This window comes from Streptomyces sp. NPDC042100 (assembly GCF_055582325.1).
Genome location: NZ_JBVJDK010000003.1, coordinates 541,341 through 561,279, shown reverse-complemented (window position 1 = coordinate 561,279; position 19,939 = coordinate 541,341). Strand labels below are relative to the sequence as shown.

Genomic DNA, 19,939 nt, shown 5'->3' with positions numbered 1-19,939 from the left:
CGAAAGGCCCTGCCGCGCCGGCTCCGACGCCCTACCGTGGAGACCGTTCCGCCCCGGTCCGGGGCGGAACGGGGTGGTCGAAGCGCACGGAGGAAGGGACGCCATGGGGGTACGTGCACGGCTGCGCGGGGGCGCGGTCGCGGTAGGGGTCGCGGTGCTGGCGGCCGGGACCCTGGGAGCCGGGGCGGCTCCGGGGCAGGCGGTGGCCGCCGACCAGTGGCGGCCACAGCCGGGGACCCTGTACATCTCCGACCTGCCGAGGACCGAGTCGTGGCGCGCCAACCCGACCGCCCGGGGGTGGGGCCAGGACTTCGACTGCGCGGTGGGCTGGCCCGCCGAGCCGGCCGAGGTCAACGTGTGGCACCGGGACTTCACCACCGCGGAGACCGCGCTCGCCGCGCAGAAGGTGGCGGTCTTCGCCACGGAGGCCGAGGCCATCGCCTTCGCGGACAAGGCCCGGCAGGACTACATCGCCTGCGCGCGGGCCCCGCAGCGGCCCGGTGTGACCGCGACCTACCGCGACCACGGGGTGATCAACGTCGAGGAGGGCGCCACCCTTCAGGGGATGCACACCTTCGACGCCAACGCCACCGAGCGCCCCGACTACAACTACCTGTGGGGCGTGGGCCGCGACGGCGACACCGTGACGCTGGTCCTGTGGCAGAGCTACTGGGGCGATCCGCCCGTGATCCCCTGGAAGAACACCCTCAACACCGCGGTGAAGAAGCTGTACTGAGCACCGGCCGCCGCTCCCGGGAGCCCGCGCCCTCAGCCCGTACCTTCAGCCCATGCCCTCGTCCAGGAGCATGGTCAGCGCGCTGCGCAGGCCGGCGTAGTCCCGTGCCTCCGTCACCAGGCGCCGCACCGCCGAGCGGTCGCTGAGCACCTCCGTCAGCTCCTCGAACGCCGTACGGAAGGCCGCCCGGTCCCGGTCGCTGAAGGCGATCAGCGCGATCACGTTCACGCGCTTGTCGCCCCACTCCACGGGGTGTTCGTTGACCGCCAGGGCGATGGCGGAGCGACGGGCCGTCATCGTCATCGCGTGCGGTATCGCGAACCCGTCCGCGAACGCGGTCGACGACAGCCGTTCCCGCTCCAGCACCTCGCGCACATGACGCGGGCCGACGATGCCCAGCCGGGCGAGCTCCTCGTGCAGGACGCGGATCGTCGCCGCCCGGCTCGGCGCCTCCAGGTCGCGGAAGAACAGGGTGGGTTCGAGGAAGCCCAGCAGGCGCTCCCGTGCCGCCCGCCGGTCCCTGCGGCGCACCGCACGGTCGATGCCCGAACGGACCGCGTCCAGGTCCCCGGTCGTGGGGAAGGGGCGGATGACCACCGTGCGCGAGGGCGCTTCGGCGAGCGGCACCGTCGAGATCACCAGCTCGTCCCCGGCGCCGAGGTCCCCCTCCCCCAGCCGCGTCACCAGGCGGTCGACCACCAGACGGCTGCGGAACTCCGCCTCCAGCAGCTCCTTGAGGCGGGGCGCCATCTCGTAGTACGCGGGGCAGACCAGCGTGCAGCCCACGCTTCCCGGGGGCTGCGGCCGCGCCTGCAGGTGCGCGCCGACGTGCATGGCGATGAACGCGATCTCGTCCTCCGAGAAGTCCACGGACCACTCCTGCTGGATCTCCCGGCAGAGGTAGACGGCCAGTTCGTAGATGAGCGGGTAGGACGTCTTCACCGCCGCCGTGAGCGGATTGCGGTTGTACAGGCCGGATCCCGCCCGGTCGCGCAGATGCTGGACGTGCAGCGTCAGACGGCGCAGGAACTCCTCGTCCGCCAGGTCCAGGGCGTACTCCCGTTCCAGGGCGGCCACGATCCGGCGTACCAGCGCGCGCTCCTCGGCGCGCAGCGTGGCGCCCTCCTCGTCGTCGCGGACCAGGGCTCGGGCGTCCAGTTGGAGCGCGAGGTGCTCCAGGTCGAGGGCGGGCAGGGAGACGCCGAAATGCAGGCGGGTGAGTCGGTCCACGACGTCGGCCATCGGTGACAGAGCCGCCTTCTCCCCCTCTCCGGGCGCCTGTGCCGTGGCGCCGGGGGTGCCGCCGCCGTCCCGCGCGGCAGGGTCGTCCCCCTCCAGGGTGATGGCGACGTGCAGCAGGACGTCGTTGAGGGCCAGTTCGTTGACGAGGTAGCCCTGCCGGGTGCAGGCGGTCACCAAGTGCCCCTTGAACGGGCCCAGGTCGATCCCGGAGAACTCCTGGCGCACGGCGTCGAACGAGAGGAACCCGGCCGCCGCCTCGTCCCGGAACAGGGCGCTGATGAGCCGCCGCCGGTCCCGTTCCGGGCCGGTGAGCCGGACGAGGGGGCCGCTCCTGGTCAGCAGCAGCCCGTACGGCTCGATCCGGCGGCGCACCTTGGTCAGGTCCGCCTCCAGCGTCGAGTCGCTGATGAAGAACTGGCCGGCCAGCGTATGGACGTCCACGCCCTGCGGTGAGGCGGTCAGGCGCCGTACGAGGCGGAACAGGCGCCCGTCGGGGGGTGCCCCGCCGCTCTGCGCGGCACCGCCGGCGGCCCCGCTCTCGCGCCAGGCGCGTGCCGTCTCGTACACCGCGGGGTCCAGGCGGTAGCCGGCCGGTGTCGAGGTGATCAGGCGGAGCGGGTGCGCCGCCTCGTTGAGCCGGGCCACGTAGCCGCGCACGCTGCGCCGGGTGACGCCCAGGGCGTCGGCGGCCTCGGCGGGCGGGACCGGGCCCCGTGCCCGCCGCAGGTATTCCACGAGGGCGTTCTGCCTGCTGCGCGTACTCACGCCTTCATGCAACCGTACGCGGCAGACCGGAACCAGGGACTTTCCGCCTTGCGGAAAAAAGCCGGTTGGATATCTCCGTACGGCGTTCCGCACGATGAATCAGGAAAGGGGCACGGCCACCGGGAAGGAAGTCCCGGACCAAAGCCCCGCCGAGCACATGGAGGTTGAATCAATGCTCCGCATCATGATTGTCTGCGGTTCCGGCGCGTCGAGCGGGTTCATCGCGCAGCGCATGCGGAAGGCCGCGAAGAAGGCGGGTGTCGAGGCGTCCATCGACGCGCGCAGCGAGACCGAACTGGCGGCCGTACTACCCGAGCTCGACGTCGTGCTCATCGGCCCGCACCTCCAGTACATGTTCGACGAGATCAGCGCCCAGGCCGCCGCGCACGACGTGAAGTGCGCGCTGATCAGCCAGCAGATCTACGGGACCCTCGACGGCGTCGCCGCCTTCGGACTGGCCTCGTCGCTCGCCCAGCCCGTGGGCTGAACACCTCCCTGCCCGGGCACGCCCCGGCCCGAGCACATCCCTGCCCGAGCGCCTCCTCAAAGGAGAGATCAGGCGTGAACACAGCAGTTGCCTTCCTCAGTGAGAAATTCGCCCCGCGCATCAACAAGCTGACCCAGAACGCCTGGGTCCAGGGCCTGCAGACCGCCATGCTGGGGCTGCTCCCCTTCATTCTCGCCGGTTCCATCATCACGCTCGTCAGTCTGATACCGGGAGTGACCCGAGCCGTACCCTCGGTCGGCGACATCAACAGCTACACGTTCGGGATGCTGGGAATCTTCGCGGCGTTCCTGATTCCGTTCAGCATTCTCGACAAGATGGGCCGGCAGAGCCAGAAGATGATCGGTGGACTCACCGGCATCGGACTCTTCCTCTTCCTCCTCAAGCCGGCCCTCGACGCCGACGGGATCGCGTCGCTGGAGTTCGCCAAGCTCGGCGCGGGCGGCATGTTCGTCTCCATCGTGGGAGGCGTCGTCATCGCCGCGGCCTTCCATCTTTTCGCGAAGTTCAGCTTCCTCAAGAACAACACGGCCCTGCCGAGTTTCGTGATCAACTGGTTCGACTCACTGCTGCCCATCCTCTGTGTCATGACGGCGGGCTGGCTGGTCAGTTCCGTGGGCCACCTGGACGCGTTCCAGGCGATCGTGGACCTCTTCTCCCCGCTCACCTCGATCGCGCAGACCTATCCCGGGTTCCTGCTCCTGACCTTCGCGCCGATCTTCTTCTACTCCTTCGGCGTCAGCGGCTGGGTGCTGTTCCCGCTGTGCTTCCCGATCTGGATGGACGCGGTCCAGCAGAACGCGCAGAACGGGACGGAGCACATCTTCACGTACGAGGTCGTCTACGTCGGCTTCACCATGATCGGCGGCATGGGCTGCACGCTGCTCCTGGTCGCCCTGATGTGCTTCCGCGCCCGCTCGCAGCGCCTGCGGGTGATCGGCCGGGCCACCGCGGTCCCCTCGCTGTTCAACATCAACGAACCGGTCATCTTCGGCGCCCCCGTCGCCTTCAACCCGCTGCTGATGATCCCGCTCTGGCTCAACGGACTCGTCATCCCCAGCCTCACCTACTTCGCCCTCGACTCGGGCCTGGTACCGGTGCCCAGCAAGGTCTTCTCCCTCTGGTACCTGCCCTACCCGATCGGCGCGTTCGTGGTCAGCGGCATCGCCGGGGCGCTGCTCGTGCTGGTCCTGGCCGCCGTCTCCCTCGCCCTCTGGTTCCCCTTCTTCCGCGCCTACGACAGCCAGGTCCTGGCCGAGGAGCGGGCCGAGGCCGAACAGGCGGCCGCACGGGAGGCCGAACGGACCGTCGCGGAGGCAGCCCGGGACTGCGCCAGGTCCCAGGCCCCGCGCGCCGAGAGCCTCTCGCCCTCCTCGGGCACCGGCCCCGGCCCGGCCGGCGCCCCCGGGCCGCTCCCGGCCGGGCAGGACACCTGACGGGCCCGGCCTCCCCCACACACCCCCACCCCTCTCGTACGGATCGGAGACGCCCCTCATGGACGAGCGGCTCGCCCAGACCTCGATGCAGATCCTGCTGCACGCCGGGGACGCCAGAACCCTCATCGGCCAGGCCCTGGCGGCCGTCGAGGAAGACAAGTTCGACACCGCCCGCCGGCTGCTCGCCCAGGCGAAGACGGAGATCGGCCGGGGCCATCACGTGCAGACCGGCATCGTGCAGGGCGAGGCACGCGACGAACAGCAGGTCTACTCGGTCCTGTTCACCCACGCCCAGGACACCCTGATGACGGTGATGAGCGAGCACCTCACGGCCGAGCGGCTCATCAGCCTCTTCCAGCGCCTCTCGACCCGCCTGGACGCCCTCACCTCGGCTCCGGCCGCCGCAACCACTTCCGCCCGGACACCGGCTCCGGCCGCGAGCACCACCCCTCAGATCACGGAGGTCTCCGCATGAACGCCCCTCACACCGCCGCCACTCCCGACGCCCCTGCCTCCCCTACCTCCCCTGCCTCCGCCTTCCCCGAGGGCTTCCTGTGGGGCGGCGCGATCGCCGCCAATCAGGCCGAGGGCGCCTGGCAGGAGGACGGCCGCGGCTGGTCCGTCGAAGACGTGATCCCCTACGTCCCGGCCTCCGACTACGCCAACCTCGACATCGTGCGCAGCCGCGCCGAGGTCGAGGCCGGCCTCGCCTCAGCCGCCGAGGCGTACCCCAAGCGGTTCGGCATCGACTTCTTCCACACCTACAAGGACGACATCGCCCTGCTCGCCGAACTCGGCCTCACCGCGTTCCGCACCTCGATCTCCTGGACCCGCATCTTCCCCAACGGGGACGAGGAGGAGCCCAACGAGGCCGGACTCGCCTTCTACGACGCCCTCTTCGACGAGCTTCTGGCCCACGGCATCCAGCCCGTCGTCACCCTCTCCCACTACGAGATGCCGCTCCACCTGGTGACCGAGTACGGCGGGTGGAAGAACCGCGAGGTCCTGGGCTTCTTCGACCGCTTCGCCGAGACCGTCCTGACCCGGTACGCCGACAAGGTCACCTACTGGATCGTCTTCAACCAGATCAACACCGCGCTCACCGACCCCTTCCTTACCCTCGGACTGCTCGCCGACGAGGAGGAGAACCTTGACCAGGCCAAGTGGCAGGCCATCCACCACCAGCTCGTGGCCAACGCCCGCGCGGTCGCCACCGGCCGCCGCCTCAACCCCGACGCGCGCATGGGGTCCATGATCCTGGACATGACCGTCTACCCGCGCACCCCCGCCCCGGCGGACGTCTACGCCGCCCAGCAGCACGACCGCGACTCCCTGCTCTTCTCCGACGTCATGGTCCGCGGCACGTACCCCACCTGGTTCCACCGCTACCTCGCGGATCGCGGCATCAGCATCAGCATGACCAAGCAGGACCTCAGCACCCTGCGCGAGCACACCATCGACTACCTGGCCTTCAGCTACTACTCCACCGCGGTCGTCCAGGACGGTTTCCGCCTCGCCGACACCATCGGCTGGCCCGCCGCCCAGGACGAGTTCCGCAACGAGCATGTCGAGACCTCCGACTGGGGCTGGCAGATCGACCCCCTCGGCCTGCGGTACGCCTTCCACGTCTACCAGGACCGCTACGACATCCCGCTCATGGTCGCCGAGAACGGCCTCGGGGCGAAGGACACCGTGGAGGACGACGGCAGCGTCCACGACCCGTACCGCGTCGACTACCTCCGGCGCCACGTCGAAGCCATGCGCGAAGCCGTCAAGGACGGAGTCGACGTCATCGGATACCTCCCCTGGGGCCCCATCGACATCGTCTCCTCGTCCACCTCCGAGATGACCAAGCGCTACGGCTTCATCCACGTCGACCGCGACGACTACGGCCAGGGCACCGGGAAGCGCCGCAAGAAGGACAGCTTCGCCTGGTACCGCGAGGTCATCGCCACCAACGGCGCGACCCTCTGAGCCTTCCCCCGCGCCCCGCCCGCCCGCTGAACATGTGGGCGGGCGGGGGGCGGTGCGTTGCGTTGCGCCGTCGGCAGCGTTGCGCGGCAACATCGGGGCGTGGTGGTCCCCGGCGGTTCCCTGAACAGCCGGAACGGTGTCGCGGCGGGACGAGTCGGGGGTCCGCAACGGGACTGGCTCGTCGGTCGTGGTCTGCAACACCGCGTGGTTCCTCCATTCTGGTCTCCCGCCGGGCACGAGCTCGACGGACCGTCAGTTTCGGCACCCTCAATGTGGGTTGCGTGAATGGAGAGAACGTGGACCGTCCTCTGCTGTCGCTGAGATCGACGCTGGTGTTCCTGCTCGCCGTCCTTGCCGGGGTCGCGGCGGGGGTGCTGACGACGCTGGCCGGCGAGGGCACCGCGCGCGGTGTGCTGGCCGGTCTGGCCGCTGCCGGGCTGGCCGTGCCGTTCTTCGATCGCCTCGTCAGCGCCGAGGAGCCCGCGCCCCGGCAGCCCACCCGTACCAGGACCGACGGGGGTGGGCGGCGTGGGTGAGCTCAGGCCGCTCGGGGACGACCTCAGCAATCCGTCCCGCGCGCTGGCCGAGGCGCTGCGCGAGCTCTTCGAAGGGCTGCAGGTGTCCGTGCGCCGGTACGCGGCCCGGCGCGATCTGGATCCGGGTACCGTCTCGCGCTATCTGAACGGTACGCGGTTACCTCCCTGGCAGGTGATCAGCGACCTGCTCGCCGACGTCGCCGGGACGCGGGGCACCGCGGTCACCACCGAGGCCATCGAGTTCCTGCGCGGTCTGTACGGCGCCGCCGTGGACGCGGGCTCCTCCCCCAGGCACGCGCTGGAGATCCTGGAGCAGCAGCTCGCCGACGCGGACCGCGTGTCGCGGCGCTCCAGTGTCCGCGGTGACGTGCTGGGCGACGCGCTGCTGGACCGGACGGAGCGGATCGCCGACCTGGAGACGCGGCTGAATCAGCTGGAGGCCGACCGGGTGGCGGAGCAGCGGCGTGCGGACGAGCTCGCGGCGGCGCATCCGGACGTGTCCGGTCTGCTTCAGCAACGTGATGAGCTGCAGGCGGAGGTCATCCGCCTCGGCGCGGCCCTTCGGCAGGCGCGGGCCCAGCGGGACGCGGCGGAGGGGCGCTGCGAGCTGCTGGAACGGCAGCTGGACGCGGTGGAGCAGCCGCCCGCGGCGGTGCTGCCCGGCCGCCCGGAGGCGATGCCGAAGATTCTCATCGTCGACGACCAGCCGGACAACCTGCTCGCGATGACCGCGATCCTGGCCACGCTCGACCAGGAGCTCGTCACCGTCTCCTCCGGCCGTGAGGCCCTCAAGGCGCTGCTCGACCACGACGACTTCGCGGTCATCATCATGGACGTGCAGATGCCGGAGATGGACGGCTACGAGACCTGCGCGCACATCAAACGCCGCGTCCGGACGCGTGACGTGCCGATCATCTTCCTCACGGCGATGGGCGTGGACTCCGAGCACTCGGCCCGTGGCTACGCCGCCGGCGCGGTGGACTACATCAGCAAGCCCTTCGACGCCTGGGCGCTCCGGGCGAAGGTCGCCGTCTTCACGTCGATCTACCTCGAACGGCACACCGTCTAGAGCGATTCGAGAGGCGGGGCGGCGAGCACGTGAGGGATCGCTCCGGAGGGGGGTGAATTCTCGCCACGTTCGTTGCCGGGACGACGATTCGACGCCGCTTCGGATGCAAGGTACACGCGAAATGCTAGCCTCCTCGCCACACACAAGGGGGAATCACGTGAAGAAGTTGCTGAGTTTCGCGTCCGCGCTGGCGATGGTGACCGGAATCGCCGTCACCGCGACGACGCCCGCCTCCGCCGCCACCGACAGGAGCGGCGAGGAGCGGCTCACCATTCCGACGAGCAGCGCGTGCCGGGCGGGCCGGACCGTCATGCAGGGCATGGTCGCGGGTCCGGCCGGCCAGCTGTACATCGTCTTCACCAAGGCCGGCGGCGAGGAGCCCGTCCTCTCCCGGTGGCTGCGCGACGGATCGGCCTGGGACGGCACCAGCTGGACCTGCGCCGGGGCGCCGACGTCCATTCCGGCGCTCGGCCACGGCAACGACCTCGCCTACCACCCCGACTACCAGGGGCAGGGTCCGGCCCTGATCGCGACCCAGGGCAGTCAGTCGGCGTTCCCGAGCGACGACGTGACGATCGTCCGCCTGAGCGCGTCGGGCGCCATCGGCGCGAGCGAGGTCGTCCATCTGCCCATCGGGAACATCAGCGGCCTCTGCTACAGCGCGACGGCGGCCGGCGGGGCCGGCAAGTACGCCGCCCGTCGTGCGGGGAACCTGTGGACCCACCCTGGCGCCGGTTCCCTGACGAGCGGATGGACGCTGGTGAAGACCGATCTGACGAGTCACGACAATCGTTCCGACCAGGGAATCGACTGCTCCGAGAACTACATCTGGAACACCAAGTCCATCAACACCTCGACTCCCGAGACCGGCTGGAATTGGGTATACCAGTACAACTGGTCCGGAGGTGACGTGGAGAGCGACATCGGTATTCCGGGGAGGAATCTGCTCGACGAGATCGAGGACATCACCCACATCGGGAGCGACTTCTTCATCGGCGTCAACCGGAACGACGGGGCGGACGATTCCGTGAAGGTGTTCACCCCGTGAGCTCCGCACTCCGCGCGGTCGGTGACGCGGCGCGGGCCGACGGTTCTCACGCGCGCGCGTAGGGACGGTGACGGTAAGGAGGGCGCCTGCCCGGCCGTGACGTACGCGCGGAGTTCCCGCGCCCCCGCGCCGCGTGGAGCTACGAGGAACCCCTCGGCCCGTACGAGGCGCTCCGCGGCCACCTGGCCTTCTATCCGTCCGCGGTGGGCTGCGCGGTCGACGGGGAGCCGGTGACCGCCCAGGAGGGCGACTTCTACGGCGGGTGGATCACCCACGAGATAGAGGGGCCCTTCAAGGGCGCGCCCGGCACGTGGGGCTGGTGAGCCGCGCGCCGTCCCACCGGGGCGGGGGCGACGTGGCCCTCAGGTGCATCCGGCCGGGGCGCCCGGCAGGAAGCACTGGGTGACCGGTGCCGGCGCGCGTACCGGTGGGAGACGGAGGAGGCCGTACGGTGATCAGTGTGGAGCGGGTGCTCGTGGTGCGGCGGCCCGTGGCGGAGGTCATCGCCTACCTGGAGGACTTCGCGCGCGCCGAGGAGTGGGACCCCGGCACCGTGCGCTGCGTCCGGCTCGACGACGGGCCCGTGCGGCGGGGCGCCCGGTGGCGCAACACGTCCCGGTTCCGGGGCCGCACGACCGAGCTGCGGTACGAACTCCGCGTCCGGGAGCCGTTCCGCCTGGTGTTCCGAGGCGAGAACACGACCGTGACGGCGCTGGACGACCTGCGGTTCGCCGAAGAGGGGACGGCGACGCGGCTGACGTACCGCGCGTCGCTCACCTTCAAGGGCCTCGCGCGGCTGGCCGCGCCGTTCCTGCGCGGGGAGTTCGAGCGGCTGGCCGACGGCGTGGCCGACCGCCTTCCACCGGCGGCCGAGGCCTGGCGGCCCTGACCGCGCCCCTGCTCCGCACGCGGATGCGGCGGCGGGCCGTGGCCTCGCGGCCGCCTCACCCGGTCGGACCGCATCCGGCCGGGGGGCCGGGAGCGAACTCCCTGATGAGCGCGGGGCCCCGGCGACCGCACGCCCCCGCGCCCGACGAGGGGCGCACACGAGGGATGAGGACGGACCACCGATGACCGACACCCACTGGCTCTTCGGGGACCAGCTCGGCCCCTCCTTCCTGGAGCCGGGCGACCGCGGCCCGGCCCGCGACGCGCCCGTGGTGATGATCGAGTCCCGGTCCGTCTTCCGGCGCCGCCGCTTCCACCGGGCCAAGGCCCACCTGGTCCTCACGGCCATGCGGCACCGCGCCGCCGAACTCGGTGACCGGGTGACGTACGTACGGGCGGACACCTACGCGGAGGGACTGCGGAAGGCCGTGGGCGACGGCCCGGTGACGGTGCACCACCCCACCTCGCGGGCCGCGCTGCGCCTCGTCCGCTCACTCGGCAACGTCACCGTGCTGCCGCCGCGCGGCTTCCTGGTGAGCCCCGAGCGGTTCGCCGCGTGGGCGGGCGGGCAGCGCACGCTCCGCCTGGAGGACTTCTACCGGCACGTCCGGCGCGACCACGACATCCTCATGGAGGGCGGCGAACCGGCCGGCGGCACCTGGAACCTCGATCACGAGAACCGCCGCCCACCACCGCGCGGAGCCCGCACGCTGGGCGCCCCCGCGCCGTACCACCCCCGTGAGGACGCGATCGACGAGGAGGTCCGGCGCGACCTCGACCGCTGGGAACGCGACGGAGACGTCTCCTTCGTGGGCCGTGACGGCCCCCGGATGTTCCCCGCCGACCGGCGGCAGGCACTCGCCGCCCTGCGGCGCTTCCTGGACCACCGGCTCGCCGGTTTCGGCGCGCACGAGGACGCCGTGCTCGCCGCCGACGGCACCATGAGCCACAGCCTTCTGTCGCCCTCCCTCAACCTGGGGCTGCTCGACCCGGCCGAGTGCGTCGAGGGGGCGCAGGCCGTCTGGCGGGCGGGCGGCGCACCGCTGAACTCGGTGGAGGGGTTCGTCCGGCAGATCGCCGGCTGGCGCGAGTACGTGTGGCACCTGTACTGGTACTTCGGCGAGGAGTACCGCGCGAGCAACGCTCTCGGGCACACCGGCGCGCTCCCCCGCTGGTGGCAGGAGCTGGACGCGGACGCGGTGTCGGCCCGGTGCCTGGCGACGGCCCTGCGGCAGGTCCGGGACACGGGGTGGACCCACCACATCCCGCGCCTGATGGTCCTGGGCGGCTACGCGCTCCAGCGCGGCTGGGACCCGGCCGCCGTCACCGACTGGTTCCACCGCGGCTTCGTCGACGGCTACGACTGGGTCATGCTGCCCAACGTCGTCGGCATGTCCCAGTACGCGGACGGGGGCCGGATGACGACCAAGCCGTACACCTCGGGCGGCGCCTACATCGACCGCATGAGCGACCTCTGCGGCCCGTGCCCCTACCGCCCGGACCGTCGCGTCGGCGAGGACGCGTGCCCGTTCACCGCCGGGTACTGGGCCTTCCTCCACCGGCACCGCGACCGCCTCGGCCGCAACCATCGCATGGCGCGGCCGGTTCGGGGCCTCGACCGGCTGCGGGACCTGCCCGCGCTCCTGGAGCAGGAACGGGGGCGCGGAGAGGGGCCGCCCTGACGGGACCGGTCGGGGCTGGCTGCCCTATCCCACGTGCCCGTCGCGCATCACCAGGCGGGCCACGGCCTGTGCGGGGCCGGCCAGGTCCCGGTCCACGGCCGCCGCGCGCCGCTCGTCCAGCACGATGCGGGCCGGGGCCGGTGCGCACCGGTCGAAGCGGCGGTGCCGCAGGTGGGTGGGCGGGTGGGTGGCGTCGATCGAGTGGCCTCGGAGCTCGGCGACCCTGCGCAGCCGGTCGCGTTCGTGGTCCGGGACGGCCGCCGTCTGGGCGGCGATCCGGTCCCACAGCCCGGCCGCCGGGTCGTCGCGCCGGGCCGCGCCGCCGAGGCGGGTCCGGGCGGCGACCGTCTCCCGTACGAGAGCCTGCTCGGCGCCCTCGGCGCGGAGCAGGGCGTCCATGAGGGCGGCGGCCGCGGCCGGCCCCGCGACGTGCGCGGCGGAGCTGTCGGCGAGGTACTCGGCGCGCTGGGAGGAACGCAGCGTCGCCTGGTCGAGGAGCAGGGTCACGCCGTGGACGGCCCAGCGGGGACCGGCCGTGAGCACGTTCACGAACTGGTCCATCAGGGTCTCGCCGGCGTTGGGGGCGAGCAGGTAGCTCCACGTGTCCAGCGAGCGGAGGGCGCCGCCGACCCACAGGGACCGCCGGGTGTCGCCGTGTGCGTAATGGCCGAACTCGTGGCCCAGCAGCGCGACCTTCTCCTGCGGCCCCAGGGTGGCCCACAGGCTCATGCCGAGGCGCAGCGCGCGCCGCTGCCGAATCCCGTACGTGGACACGCTCGCGTTCGCCTCGGCGCCGACGACGACCACGTCGGCTCCCGTGGTGCCCACCGCGGCCGCCACCTCGTCCAGGAGGGCGAAGAGCTCGGGCGCGTGCTGCCGTTCGAGTACGGGCTCGTCGTCTCCTTCCCGGTCCAGACCGCCGAACCGGGGCCGCAGGAGCGCCGCGAAGCCGAACAGGATCACGGCGAACACCGGCTGCAGCCCTTCGCCCCAGCCCGCGATGAGCAGCCAGAGGCCGAGGGCCACCAGCACCACCGTGAGCCCGTGGACCAGCGACGCCACCGCCACCGCCTGGACACCCGCCGTACCGGGTCCGGTCCGGGCGGCGCCGCTCGTACCGTGCGCGAGCTCGGCGTACAGCTGCTCCCCGTACCGCTGCGCCATGCGCCGCCGCGCCCGGTCGGTCCTGCTGCCGCCGGCGGGCTCGGCAGCGCTCGGGTCCGCGTTCCAGCCGCACGCGGAGCACCAGACGACGAACCTCGGATCGACCGGCATCCGCTCGTGGCAGTGGGGGCACTCCTCCCCCGCGCTCCCCGGTGTCTCCCCCCGCACCGGGTTCTCCTCCGTCACCTCAGTGGCCTCGGTCGCCTCTGTCATCCCCACCCCTTGCAGACGAAGCCGCGCGGTCCGGATCCGGACGTACGTACGTACGACTGGGGGAAAGGGTAGGAGAAGAAGCGCAGGTCACGCGCCGGATATTTCGTGTGCGTCGCCCGCCCGGCCATGGCAGGCTCCGGGTATGCCGATCATCGCCGTGTCTCCCGAGGTGTCCATCGCGTACGAGGGTTTCGGCGATCCGGGTGATCCGGCCGTCCTGCTCGTCATGGGCTTCGGGGCGCAGATGTCCGCCTGGGACGAGGACCTCTGCCGTGCGCTGGCGGACCGGGGCCGTTATGTGATCCGGTACGACAACCGCGACTGCGGGCTGTCGACGAAGTTCGACGACCGTCCCGTCGACCTGTCCGAGTTCATCGCCGCGGTGAGTTCGGGCGACCTTCCCTCGGCACTGGCGATGGTGCCCTACCGGCTCACCGACATGGCGGACGACGGCCTCGGTCTGCTCACCGCGCTCGGGATCGAGCGCGCCCACGTGGTGGGCGCGTCGATGGGCGGAATGATCGCCCAGACGATGGCGCTGGCCGCCCCGGACCGCGTGCTGACCCTGACGTCGATGATGTCCTCGACCGGCGAGAGCGAGTACGGCCAGCCCAGCCCGGAGGCCCAGGCGGTGCTCTTCGCCCCGAGGCCCTCGGACCGGGCGGGGTACGTCGCGGCGGCGGAGAGGGAGCTGGTGTGGGCCTCGAAGCGGTACGGGGACCCCGCCGCGCTGCGTCGGCTCGCCGGTGACAGCTACGACCGGGCCTACTATCCGGCCGGGACCGGACGGCAGTTGGGCGCCATGATCCTCAGCGGCTCGCGCGCGGACGCGCTCCGCGGCCTCCACGTGCCGACGCTGGTGATCCACGGCCTGGACGACACGCTGATCGACCCCAGCGGCGGTCGGCGCACCGCGGACCTGATCCCCGGCGCCGAACTGCTCCTGGTCCCGGACATGGGACACGACCGGCCCCGCGCGCTCTGGCCCCAGCTCGTCGACGCTCTGGTGCGGCACACGGGGTGAGCCGGGGGGCGCCGCGGCCAGGCGAGCCGCGCGGGGGCGGCCGGACAGCCCGCCCGGGTGCCGACCGGGCCGGGATCCCGGGTTCAGCCGACCGGGGGGGCTCTCCGCCTCTTCTCACCTCGGGGGGGGCGGTGGCGTCCGCCGGTCGACCCGCCTTCGTCACCGTTCGCCGAGGAACTCCCGAGCGCCGCGGAGTCTGATGCCCAGTCGGTCCTGTGTGGCGCGGCTGTCGAGGCGCACGTCCAGCGCGCCCGGCAGTCGCGTGTCCGCGCGGCTGCCTGCGGGCAGCCGGGAGGGCGGGATGCCGTCGCGGCGGGCGATCAGCACGCCCAACTGGTAGCGGCTGAGGGCGTCGGAGCCGGCGAGGTGGAAGACGCCGGCCAGGTCCGAGAAAGCGAGGTTCCACAGGCCCGCCGCGAGGTCGGCGACATGGACGGGGCAGCGGATGTCGTCCGTGAACAAGGCGCCCGCCCGCTCGTTCGCGGCCAGCTCGTGCACCACTCGTTCGTGTTCGGACCCTCCGTCGCCGATGATCAGGGACGTACGCACGACAGCCGCGTCCGGGCACAGGAGCCGTACGGCGGTCTCCCCGGCGGCCTTCGCGGCCCCGTACGGCGTGACAGGGTCGGGGGCACAGGTCTCGTCGTACCGAGCCCTGCCGATTCCTGAGAACACGGCGTCGGAGGAGACGTGTACCAGGCGGATCCCGAGCATCGCGGTGGCCATGGCGACGTGAACGGAGCCGTCCGCGGTGACGGCCCAGTCCGCACCGCCGCTCGTCACGTTGATCACCACGCGGGGCGCCACCGTGGTCAGGAGCGCTTCCACCTGCGCGCGATGCCGGACGTCGAGCCGGTGCCAGGCGCCGACCCGAGCGGCGCCGGGACGGGAATGGTACGAGGCGTCCGCCTCCCAGCCCCGCTCCTGTGCCTGGCGCAGCAGCTCGGCTCCCAAGAAGCCGCTGCCACCGATGATCAGCATCCTCATGCCGCACACGCTGGGCGAGCTCGACCGCCCGCCCTGCCCCTTCGCTCTTCGTCGCGCCCACTCTTCGACCGGTTCGCCGTCCCGCATCCACGCATCGTGGCCGAGCCCCGGGCCCGGCCGCCACCCACTCCCTCGTACGAGTGGGCACGGACGAGGACATCACCCGACCGGGGAACCGAGAGCGCGCGCGGCCATGGGGTGCGTGGCGGACCGCGAGCGCGGTGGCCGCGCCGGTTCGCGTGCCCGCCGGTGCGGTGACGTGGCGCGTGGCGTGGCGTGGCGTCAACAACGCGGTGCGGTTCCACTCGTTCGGGGGATGGACCCCATCCGCTGAGCGGAGGCTGCCGAATCCCGGGCGTGAGCAGCTTCCGCAGCAAACTCGTCCGCGCCGCACTCGGCGCCCTCGCCGGGCTCTTGGCCGCCTTCACCGCGCTGGCCGTGGCCGAGCTGGTGGCCGGGCTGGTGCGCCCGGCGGCGGGGCCGGTGACCGTGGTGGGCGGCGCGGTGATCGACCGCACGCCCGCTCCGGTGAAGGACTTCGCCATCCGGACCTTCGGGGAGAACGACAAGAACGTCCTGCAGCTGGGGATGCTGGCGGCTCTCGCCCTCTTCGCCGTCGCCCTGGGCGTCCTCGCCATGTCGCGGCCGCGAGCGGGAGCCGCGGGCGTGCTGCTGTTCGGGGTCGTGGGCGCGGTGGCCGCGCTGACCCGGCCCGACTCCGCCGGCATCGGTGACGTGCTCCCCTCGGTCGTCGGAGCCCTGGCCGGAGCGGCCGTGCTGTATCTGCTCGCCGCGCGAGCCGCACCGGCCTCCGGACCGGCCGTCGCGGGCGTGGGGGACGACGGCGGGGGATGGGACCGGCGCCGCTTCCTGACGGCGGCCGGCGTCACGGCCTTGGCGGCGGCTTCGGCGGGTGCCCTGGGCCGCTACGTCACCGGGCGGCGGAGCCAGGGGGCCGTCGCGTCCCGCAGGGACCTGGTGCTGCCCGCCCCGGCCTCGCCCGCTCCCGCGCTCCCGGCCGGTGTGCGGCTGAAGGTCCCCGGTATCACGGCCTTCACCACGCCCAACGCCGACTTCTACCGCGTCGACACCGCCCTGACCGTACCCAGGGTCGACGCCGGAACCTGGCGGCTGCGGATCCACGGCACAGGCGTCGCCAAACCCCGGACCTACACCCTCGACCAGCTCCTGGCACGCCCGCTCATCGAACGCGACATCACTCTGACCTGCGTCTCCAACGAGGTCGGCGGCCCCTACGTCGGCACCGCCCGCTGGCTCGGCGTCCCCCTCGCCGGGCTCCTGGACGAGGCCGGGGTGCTCCCCCCGTCGCGGGGAGGGCGAGCCGACCAGTTGGTGGCGCGCTCGGTGGACGGCATGACGCTCGGCTCCCCGGTCGAGGACGTCATGGACGGCCGGGACGCGATGCTCGCCGTCGGCATGAACGGCGAGCCCCTCCCGTTCGACCACGGCTTCCCGGTCCGGATGCTGGTTCCCGGCCTCTACGGCTACGTGTCGGCCTGCAAATGGATCACCGACATCGAGCTGACGACCTTCGACACCTACGACCCGTACTGGGTGAAGCGGAGATGGGCCCGCAGGGCGCCGATCAAGACCCAGTCCCGCATCGACACCCCCAAGCCCTTCGCCCGCCCGGCCGCCGGTGCCGTCATCGTCGCGGGCGTCGCCTGGGCACAGCACCGGGGCATCGCACGCGTCCAGATCCGGATCGACGACGGCCCCTGGCAGGACGCCGACCTGGCCGCCGAGGCGAACGTCGACACCTGGCGCCAGTGGACCTACCGCTGGAACGCCGCTCCCGGCGGACACCACCTCACCGTCCGCGCCACCGACGGCACCGGCCAGGTCCAGACCGAGCGGCGCACCCGCACCATCCCCGACGGGGCGAGCGGCCTGCACAGCGTCTTCGTCACCGTCACCTAGACCGCCGGACGGCCGACGGCCGCACCGGAGAGCACCACCGACCACCCGCACACCGGTACACCTCGCTCAAGGAGCAACCGATCATGAACAGCACCACGTTCCGCCGCACCGCACTCGCCGTCGCCGCGGCCGTCCTGCTGCCCTTCTCCCTGGCCGCCTGCTCCGGCTCCGACAGCGGCGGCAAGGCCACACCGCCGAGCGCGGCCGGCAACGAGGCCCAGACCGGCATGGCGGCCACCAGGGACGCCATGACCGGCGACCAGCCCTTCGGCCCCGCGTGCGCAGGTGTCCCGAAGGACGGTGCGGGTTCCTTCGAGGGCATGGCCAAGGACCCGGTCGCCACCGCCGCGTCCAACAACCCGGCCCTGTCGACGCTGGTCGCCGCCGTCAAGCAGGCCGGACTCGTCGACACCCTCAACAACGCGGAGAACATCACCGTGTTCGCGCCGACGAACGGCGCGTTCGCCAAGATCCCGAAGGCCGACCTCGACAAGGTCCTCGCCGACAAGGCCACCCTCACCAAGATCCTCACCTACCACGTCGTCGGACAGAAGCTCACGCCGAAGCAGCTGGAGAACGGCTCCTTCGAGACCCTCCAGAAGGGCATGATCACGACGAAGGGCTCCGGTGAGGAGTACACGGTCAACGACACCGCCAAGGTCGTCTGCGGCAACGTGAAGACCTCCAACGCCAACGTCTACATCATCGACACCGTCCTCATGCCGAAGTAACACCGCCCGCCGTCTCCGCTGGGGTGTACTGGTGGTACACTCCAGCAGTGCGTACTATCAGTTCATGCCCCTCCCCCGGTTCCACCGCCTCCCCGCCGAGCGTCAGGACCTGATCCTGACCACCGCGCGCCGCCACTTCGCCGACCACGGAGCCGAAGGCGCCTCCTACAACAAGATCATCGAGGCGGCGGGCTTCTCGAAGACCGCCGCCTACCACTACTTCGACGGCCGGGAAGACCTCCTCTCCGCCGTGCTCGACGGCGTGCTCGGCCGCCTGCTCGGCGCCCTCGGACCCTGGACCCCGGTCGCGGACGGGGCCGCGTTCTGGGCCCGCCTCGCCGCGGGCGCCGGCGCGCTCGCCGCCCATCTGCACGAGCACCCGGACGACCTGGTCCTCGCCGACGCGGCGATCGCGCACGCGCGGAACGGCGACGAACCGTGGCTCGCGTGGTTCGACGCGATGGTCGTGGACGGGCAGCGGCTGGGAGTGATCCGCACCGACGTGGACCGAGGGCTCCTGGTGACGGTCACGGCGGCGGTCGTGAGGGCCGCCGACACCTGGGCCCTCGCCCGCATGAAGGCTTCACCGGTTCCCGTCGGCCCGGCGGAAGGCGACGCGGCGATCGGGCAGTTGTGGAGCCTGCTGCGCGGACTGTGGAGCGGGGCCGGATCCACGTCGGCGGCCACGTCCGCGTCCGCATCGGACGAGAGGAATGCCGATGCGCGCTGACGTCGAGGTCCTCTGGGACATACCCGACACCCCGCCCGGGCTCGCGGGCCGCCTGGAGCGGTTCATGGGGCCCGGGAAGTCCCGGTCCGAGTCGGCGGTGGAGATCGCGGGCCTCGTCCTGTGCGCTTCCCTCCTGGCCGCCGGGGTGGGGACCTCCGGGCTCTGGCACACCTGGTCGGCCGCGCAGTGCGCGGTCGTGGCACTGGCCGGGCTGGACCTCGTCGGCGGGGTCCTCACCAACGCGGCCAACTCAGCCAAGCGCTGGTACCACCGCCCGGCCCCGGGCGCCCGGCGCGCCCGCCTCCTCTTCGTCTCCGGGCACCTGCTCCACCTCCTCGCCGTGGGCCTGGTCGTCCTCTCGGGCGACTGGCACTGGACGCTCGGCAACGGGGCACTACTCCTGGCCGGCGCCGCCGTCGTGGAGTTCACCCCCCTCCACCTCAAGCGGCCCGCTTCGATGACGGTCCTCATGGCGGCCGTTCTGGTGAACCTCTTCTGGCTCGAAGTCCCGGCCGCCCTCGCCTGGTTCGCCCCGCTCTTCTTCCTGAAGCTCCTCGTCTGCCACCTCGTCCCCGAAGCGCCGCTGCGGAGGAGAAGCCGTGTCTGAGAGCACCGCGCCCTGGCGCGCCGCCTCGCCGCCGGACCCCGGCGCCTGCGCCGACACCCTCGCCGCGGCCTTCTCCCACGAGCCCGCCGTCTCCTGGATCTGCGGCGGGTCGCGGACCGCACGCGCCGCCTGGTTCGAGGCCACCCTGCGCACCCACGCCACCGTCCCCGGCGCCCTCCGCCACACGCTGACCGCCCCGGACGGCCGCACCGTCGCCGCGGCGGTCCTCACCCCGCCGCGCGCCCGCCCCACCACACCGGCGCTGGTGTCCTGGTCGGCGCGCACGCTCTTCCGCTGCGGCCCCCCTGCCTTGGGGCGCACCGCGCGGTATCTCCGGCACACGGAGTCCGCGGCCCCGCCGGACGCCTGGACCCTGGAGTTCCTCGGCGTACGGCCCGACGCCGCGGGCCGGGGCGCCGGCGGCTTCCTCCTCCGCCACCTCCTCGCGACCACGCCGGCCCCGTACGGCTTCTTCCTGACCACGGCCGACCCCGCGAACGTGCCCTTCTACCGCCGCTTCGACTTCATCGATCTGGGCCGCACGGCACTGGGCCCGCTGCGGATCAGCGCCATGGCTCGGCCCGGTACACGCTGACGCGGGCGGAGACGGCCGGTGCGGCTCCGCCGAGGGGCGGGGCCGCACCGGCCGTCGCTCAGCCGG

At 72.2% G+C, this 19,939-nt stretch carries 19 protein-coding genes and 1 pseudogene; 17 read left to right on the top strand and 3 right to left on the bottom strand.

Annotation, left to right across the window (positions count from 1 at the left end; genetic code table 11):
• Window positions 1–103 precede the first annotated feature (103 nt).
• Entirely contained in the window at window positions 104–736 is a 633-nt protein-coding gene (locus ACZ6J5_RS09875; protein WP_469389572.1) for a hypothetical protein, read from the top strand.
• A gap of 45 nt (window positions 737–781) precedes the next feature.
• On the opposite strand, the gene ACZ6J5_RS09870 is transcribed toward ACZ6J5_RS09875, so the two are convergent.
• A complete protein-coding gene (locus ACZ6J5_RS09870; RefSeq protein WP_469389570.1) occupies window positions 782–2,743 on the bottom strand; it encodes a BglG family transcription antiterminator in 1,962 nt (653 codons plus the stop codon).
• Between the two features lie 172 nt (window positions 2,744–2,915).
• Here ACZ6J5_RS09870 and ACZ6J5_RS09865 point away from each other — a divergent pair, with 172 nt between their 5' ends.
• From ACZ6J5_RS09865 to ACZ6J5_RS09820, 10 genes and pseudogenes are all read left to right on the top strand, one after another.
• The gene (locus tag ACZ6J5_RS09865; RefSeq protein ID WP_469389568.1) at window positions 2,916–3,230 is read left to right on the top strand and encodes a hypothetical protein; all 315 of its coding nucleotides are present in this window, start codon (window positions 2,916–2,918) and stop codon (window positions 3,228–3,230) included.
• Window positions 3,231–3,304: 74 nt separating this feature from the next.
• Window positions 3,305–4,684: a PTS sugar transporter subunit IIC gene (locus ACZ6J5_RS09860; RefSeq protein WP_469389566.1), complete on the top strand. Its 1,380-nt coding sequence runs from the start codon at window positions 3,305–3,307 to the stop codon at window positions 4,682–4,684.
• Window positions 4,685–4,742: 58 nt separating this feature from the next.
• Window positions 4,743–5,159, top strand: a complete 417-nt coding sequence (locus ACZ6J5_RS09855; RefSeq protein ID WP_469389564.1) for a PTS lactose/cellobiose transporter subunit IIA — start codon at window positions 4,743–4,745, stop codon at window positions 5,157–5,159.
• The gene (locus tag ACZ6J5_RS09850; RefSeq protein ID WP_469389562.1) at window positions 5,156–6,658 is read left to right on the top strand and encodes a glycoside hydrolase family 1 protein; all 1,503 of its coding nucleotides are present in this window, start codon (window positions 5,156–5,158) and stop codon (window positions 6,656–6,658) included. Before ACZ6J5_RS09855 ends, ACZ6J5_RS09850 begins: the two co-directional genes overlap by 4 nt.
• Window positions 6,659–6,954: 296 nt before the next feature.
• Entirely contained in the window at window positions 6,955–7,194 is a 240-nt protein-coding gene (locus ACZ6J5_RS09845) for a hypothetical protein (RefSeq protein ID WP_469389560.1), read from the top strand.
• Window positions 7,187–8,263: a response regulator gene (locus tag ACZ6J5_RS09840; RefSeq protein WP_469389558.1), complete on the top strand. Its 1,077-nt coding sequence runs from the start codon at window positions 7,187–7,189 to the stop codon at window positions 8,261–8,263. Before ACZ6J5_RS09845 ends, ACZ6J5_RS09840 begins: the two co-directional genes overlap by 8 nt.
• 157 nt (window positions 8,264–8,420) lie before the next feature.
• A complete protein-coding gene (locus ACZ6J5_RS09835) occupies window positions 8,421–9,311 on the top strand; it encodes a hypothetical protein (RefSeq protein ID WP_469389557.1) in 891 nt (296 codons plus the stop codon).
• Window positions 9,312–9,397: 86 nt separating this feature from the next.
• Window positions 9,398–9,499: pseudogene (locus tag ACZ6J5_RS09830) on the top strand (hypothetical protein); the annotation flags it as partial.
• Window positions 9,500–9,762: 263 nt separating this feature from the next.
• Entirely contained in the window at window positions 9,763–10,200 is a 438-nt protein-coding gene (locus ACZ6J5_RS09825) for an SRPBCC family protein (RefSeq protein ID WP_469389555.1), read from the top strand.
• A 181-nt stretch (window positions 10,201–10,381) separates the two neighbouring features.
• A complete protein-coding gene (locus ACZ6J5_RS09820) occupies window positions 10,382–11,881 on the top strand; it encodes a cryptochrome/photolyase family protein (RefSeq protein WP_469389553.1) in 1,500 nt (499 codons plus the stop codon).
• A gap of 24 nt (window positions 11,882–11,905) precedes the next feature.
• On the opposite strand, the gene ACZ6J5_RS09815 is transcribed toward ACZ6J5_RS09820, so the two are convergent.
• On the bottom strand, window positions 11,906–13,258 hold the full coding sequence (locus tag ACZ6J5_RS09815) for a M48 family metalloprotease (protein ID WP_469389551.1): 1,353 nt from the start codon (window positions 13,256–13,258) through the stop codon (window positions 11,906–11,908).
• Window positions 13,259–13,400: 142 nt separating this feature from the next.
• Between ACZ6J5_RS09815 and ACZ6J5_RS09810 the strand changes: the two genes are divergently transcribed.
• A complete protein-coding gene (locus ACZ6J5_RS09810) occupies window positions 13,401–14,282 on the top strand; it encodes an alpha/beta fold hydrolase (RefSeq protein WP_469389550.1) in 882 nt (293 codons plus the stop codon).
• Window positions 14,283–14,441: 159 nt separating this feature from the next.
• Here the strand turns inward: ACZ6J5_RS09810 and ACZ6J5_RS09805 are convergent, their stop codons facing one another.
• Entirely contained in the window at window positions 14,442–15,269 is an 828-nt protein-coding gene (locus tag ACZ6J5_RS09805) for an SDR family oxidoreductase (RefSeq protein WP_469389548.1), read from the bottom strand.
• 348 nt (window positions 15,270–15,617) lie between these two features.
• On the opposite strand from ACZ6J5_RS09805, the gene ACZ6J5_RS09800 reads away from it, so the two are divergent.
• The 5 genes from ACZ6J5_RS09800 to ACZ6J5_RS09780 all read left to right on the top strand — a co-directional run bounded on the left by ACZ6J5_RS09800 (window position 15,618) and on the right by ACZ6J5_RS09780 (window position 19,873).
• Window positions 15,618–17,210: a molybdopterin-dependent oxidoreductase gene (locus ACZ6J5_RS09800; protein ID WP_469389644.1), complete on the top strand. Its 1,593-nt coding sequence runs from the start codon at window positions 15,618–15,620 to the stop codon at window positions 17,208–17,210.
• 83 nt (window positions 17,211–17,293) lie between these two features.
• Window positions 17,294–17,941, top strand: coding sequence for a fasciclin domain-containing protein (locus tag ACZ6J5_RS09795; protein ID WP_469389546.1), 648 nt, complete (start codon window positions 17,294–17,296; stop codon window positions 17,939–17,941).
• A gap of 64 nt (window positions 17,942–18,005) precedes the next feature.
• Window positions 18,006–18,671: a TetR/AcrR family transcriptional regulator gene (locus tag ACZ6J5_RS09790; RefSeq protein ID WP_469389544.1), complete on the top strand. Its 666-nt coding sequence runs from the start codon at window positions 18,006–18,008 to the stop codon at window positions 18,669–18,671.
• Window positions 18,661–19,278 carry a hypothetical protein gene (locus ACZ6J5_RS09785; RefSeq protein WP_469389542.1) on the top strand — a complete coding sequence of 206 codons (618 nt, stop codon included), beginning with the start codon at window positions 18,661–18,663 and terminating at the stop codon, window positions 19,276–19,278. Before ACZ6J5_RS09790 ends, ACZ6J5_RS09785 begins: the two co-directional genes overlap by 11 nt.
• Window positions 19,271–19,873, top strand: coding sequence for a GNAT family N-acetyltransferase (locus ACZ6J5_RS09780; protein ID WP_469389541.1), 603 nt, complete (start codon window positions 19,271–19,273; stop codon window positions 19,871–19,873). Before ACZ6J5_RS09785 ends, ACZ6J5_RS09780 begins: the two co-directional genes overlap by 8 nt.
• Window positions 19,874–19,939 lie beyond the last annotated feature (66 nt).

Bases quoted from the DNA above. Each gene is read 5' to 3' on its own strand.
- ACZ6J5_RS09875 (WP_469389572.1), top strand. From the start codon at position 104: ATGGGGGTACGTGCACGGCTGCGCGGGGGCGCGGTCGCGGTAGGGGTC.
- ACZ6J5_RS09865 (WP_469389568.1), top strand. From the start codon at position 2,916: ATGCTCCGCATCATGATTGTCTGCGGTTCCGGCGCGTCGAGCGGGTTC.
- ACZ6J5_RS09855 (WP_469389564.1), top strand. From the start codon at position 4,743: ATGGACGAGCGGCTCGCCCAGACCTCGATGCAGATCCTGCTGCACGCC.
- ACZ6J5_RS09850 (WP_469389562.1), top strand. From the start codon at position 5,156: ATGAACGCCCCTCACACCGCCGCCACTCCCGACGCCCCTGCCTCCCCT.
- ACZ6J5_RS09820 (WP_469389553.1), top strand. From the start codon at position 10,382: ATGACCGACACCCACTGGCTCTTCGGGGACCAGCTCGGCCCCTCCTTC.
- ACZ6J5_RS09815 (WP_469389551.1), bottom strand. From the start codon at position 13,258: ATGACAGAGGCGACCGAGGCCACTGAGGTGACGGAGGAGAACCCGGTG.
- ACZ6J5_RS09810 (WP_469389550.1), top strand. From the start codon at position 13,401: ATGCCGATCATCGCCGTGTCTCCCGAGGTGTCCATCGCGTACGAGGGT.
- ACZ6J5_RS09805 (WP_469389548.1), bottom strand. From the start codon at position 15,269: ATGAGGATGCTGATCATCGGTGGCAGCGGCTTCTTGGGAGCCGAGCTG.
- ACZ6J5_RS09795 (WP_469389546.1), top strand. From the start codon at position 17,294: ATGAACAGCACCACGTTCCGCCGCACCGCACTCGCCGTCGCCGCGGCC.
- ACZ6J5_RS09790 (WP_469389544.1), top strand. From the start codon at position 18,006: ATGCCCCTCCCCCGGTTCCACCGCCTCCCCGCCGAGCGTCAGGACCTG.
- ACZ6J5_RS09785 (WP_469389542.1), top strand. From the start codon at position 18,661: ATGCGCGCTGACGTCGAGGTCCTCTGGGACATACCCGACACCCCGCCC.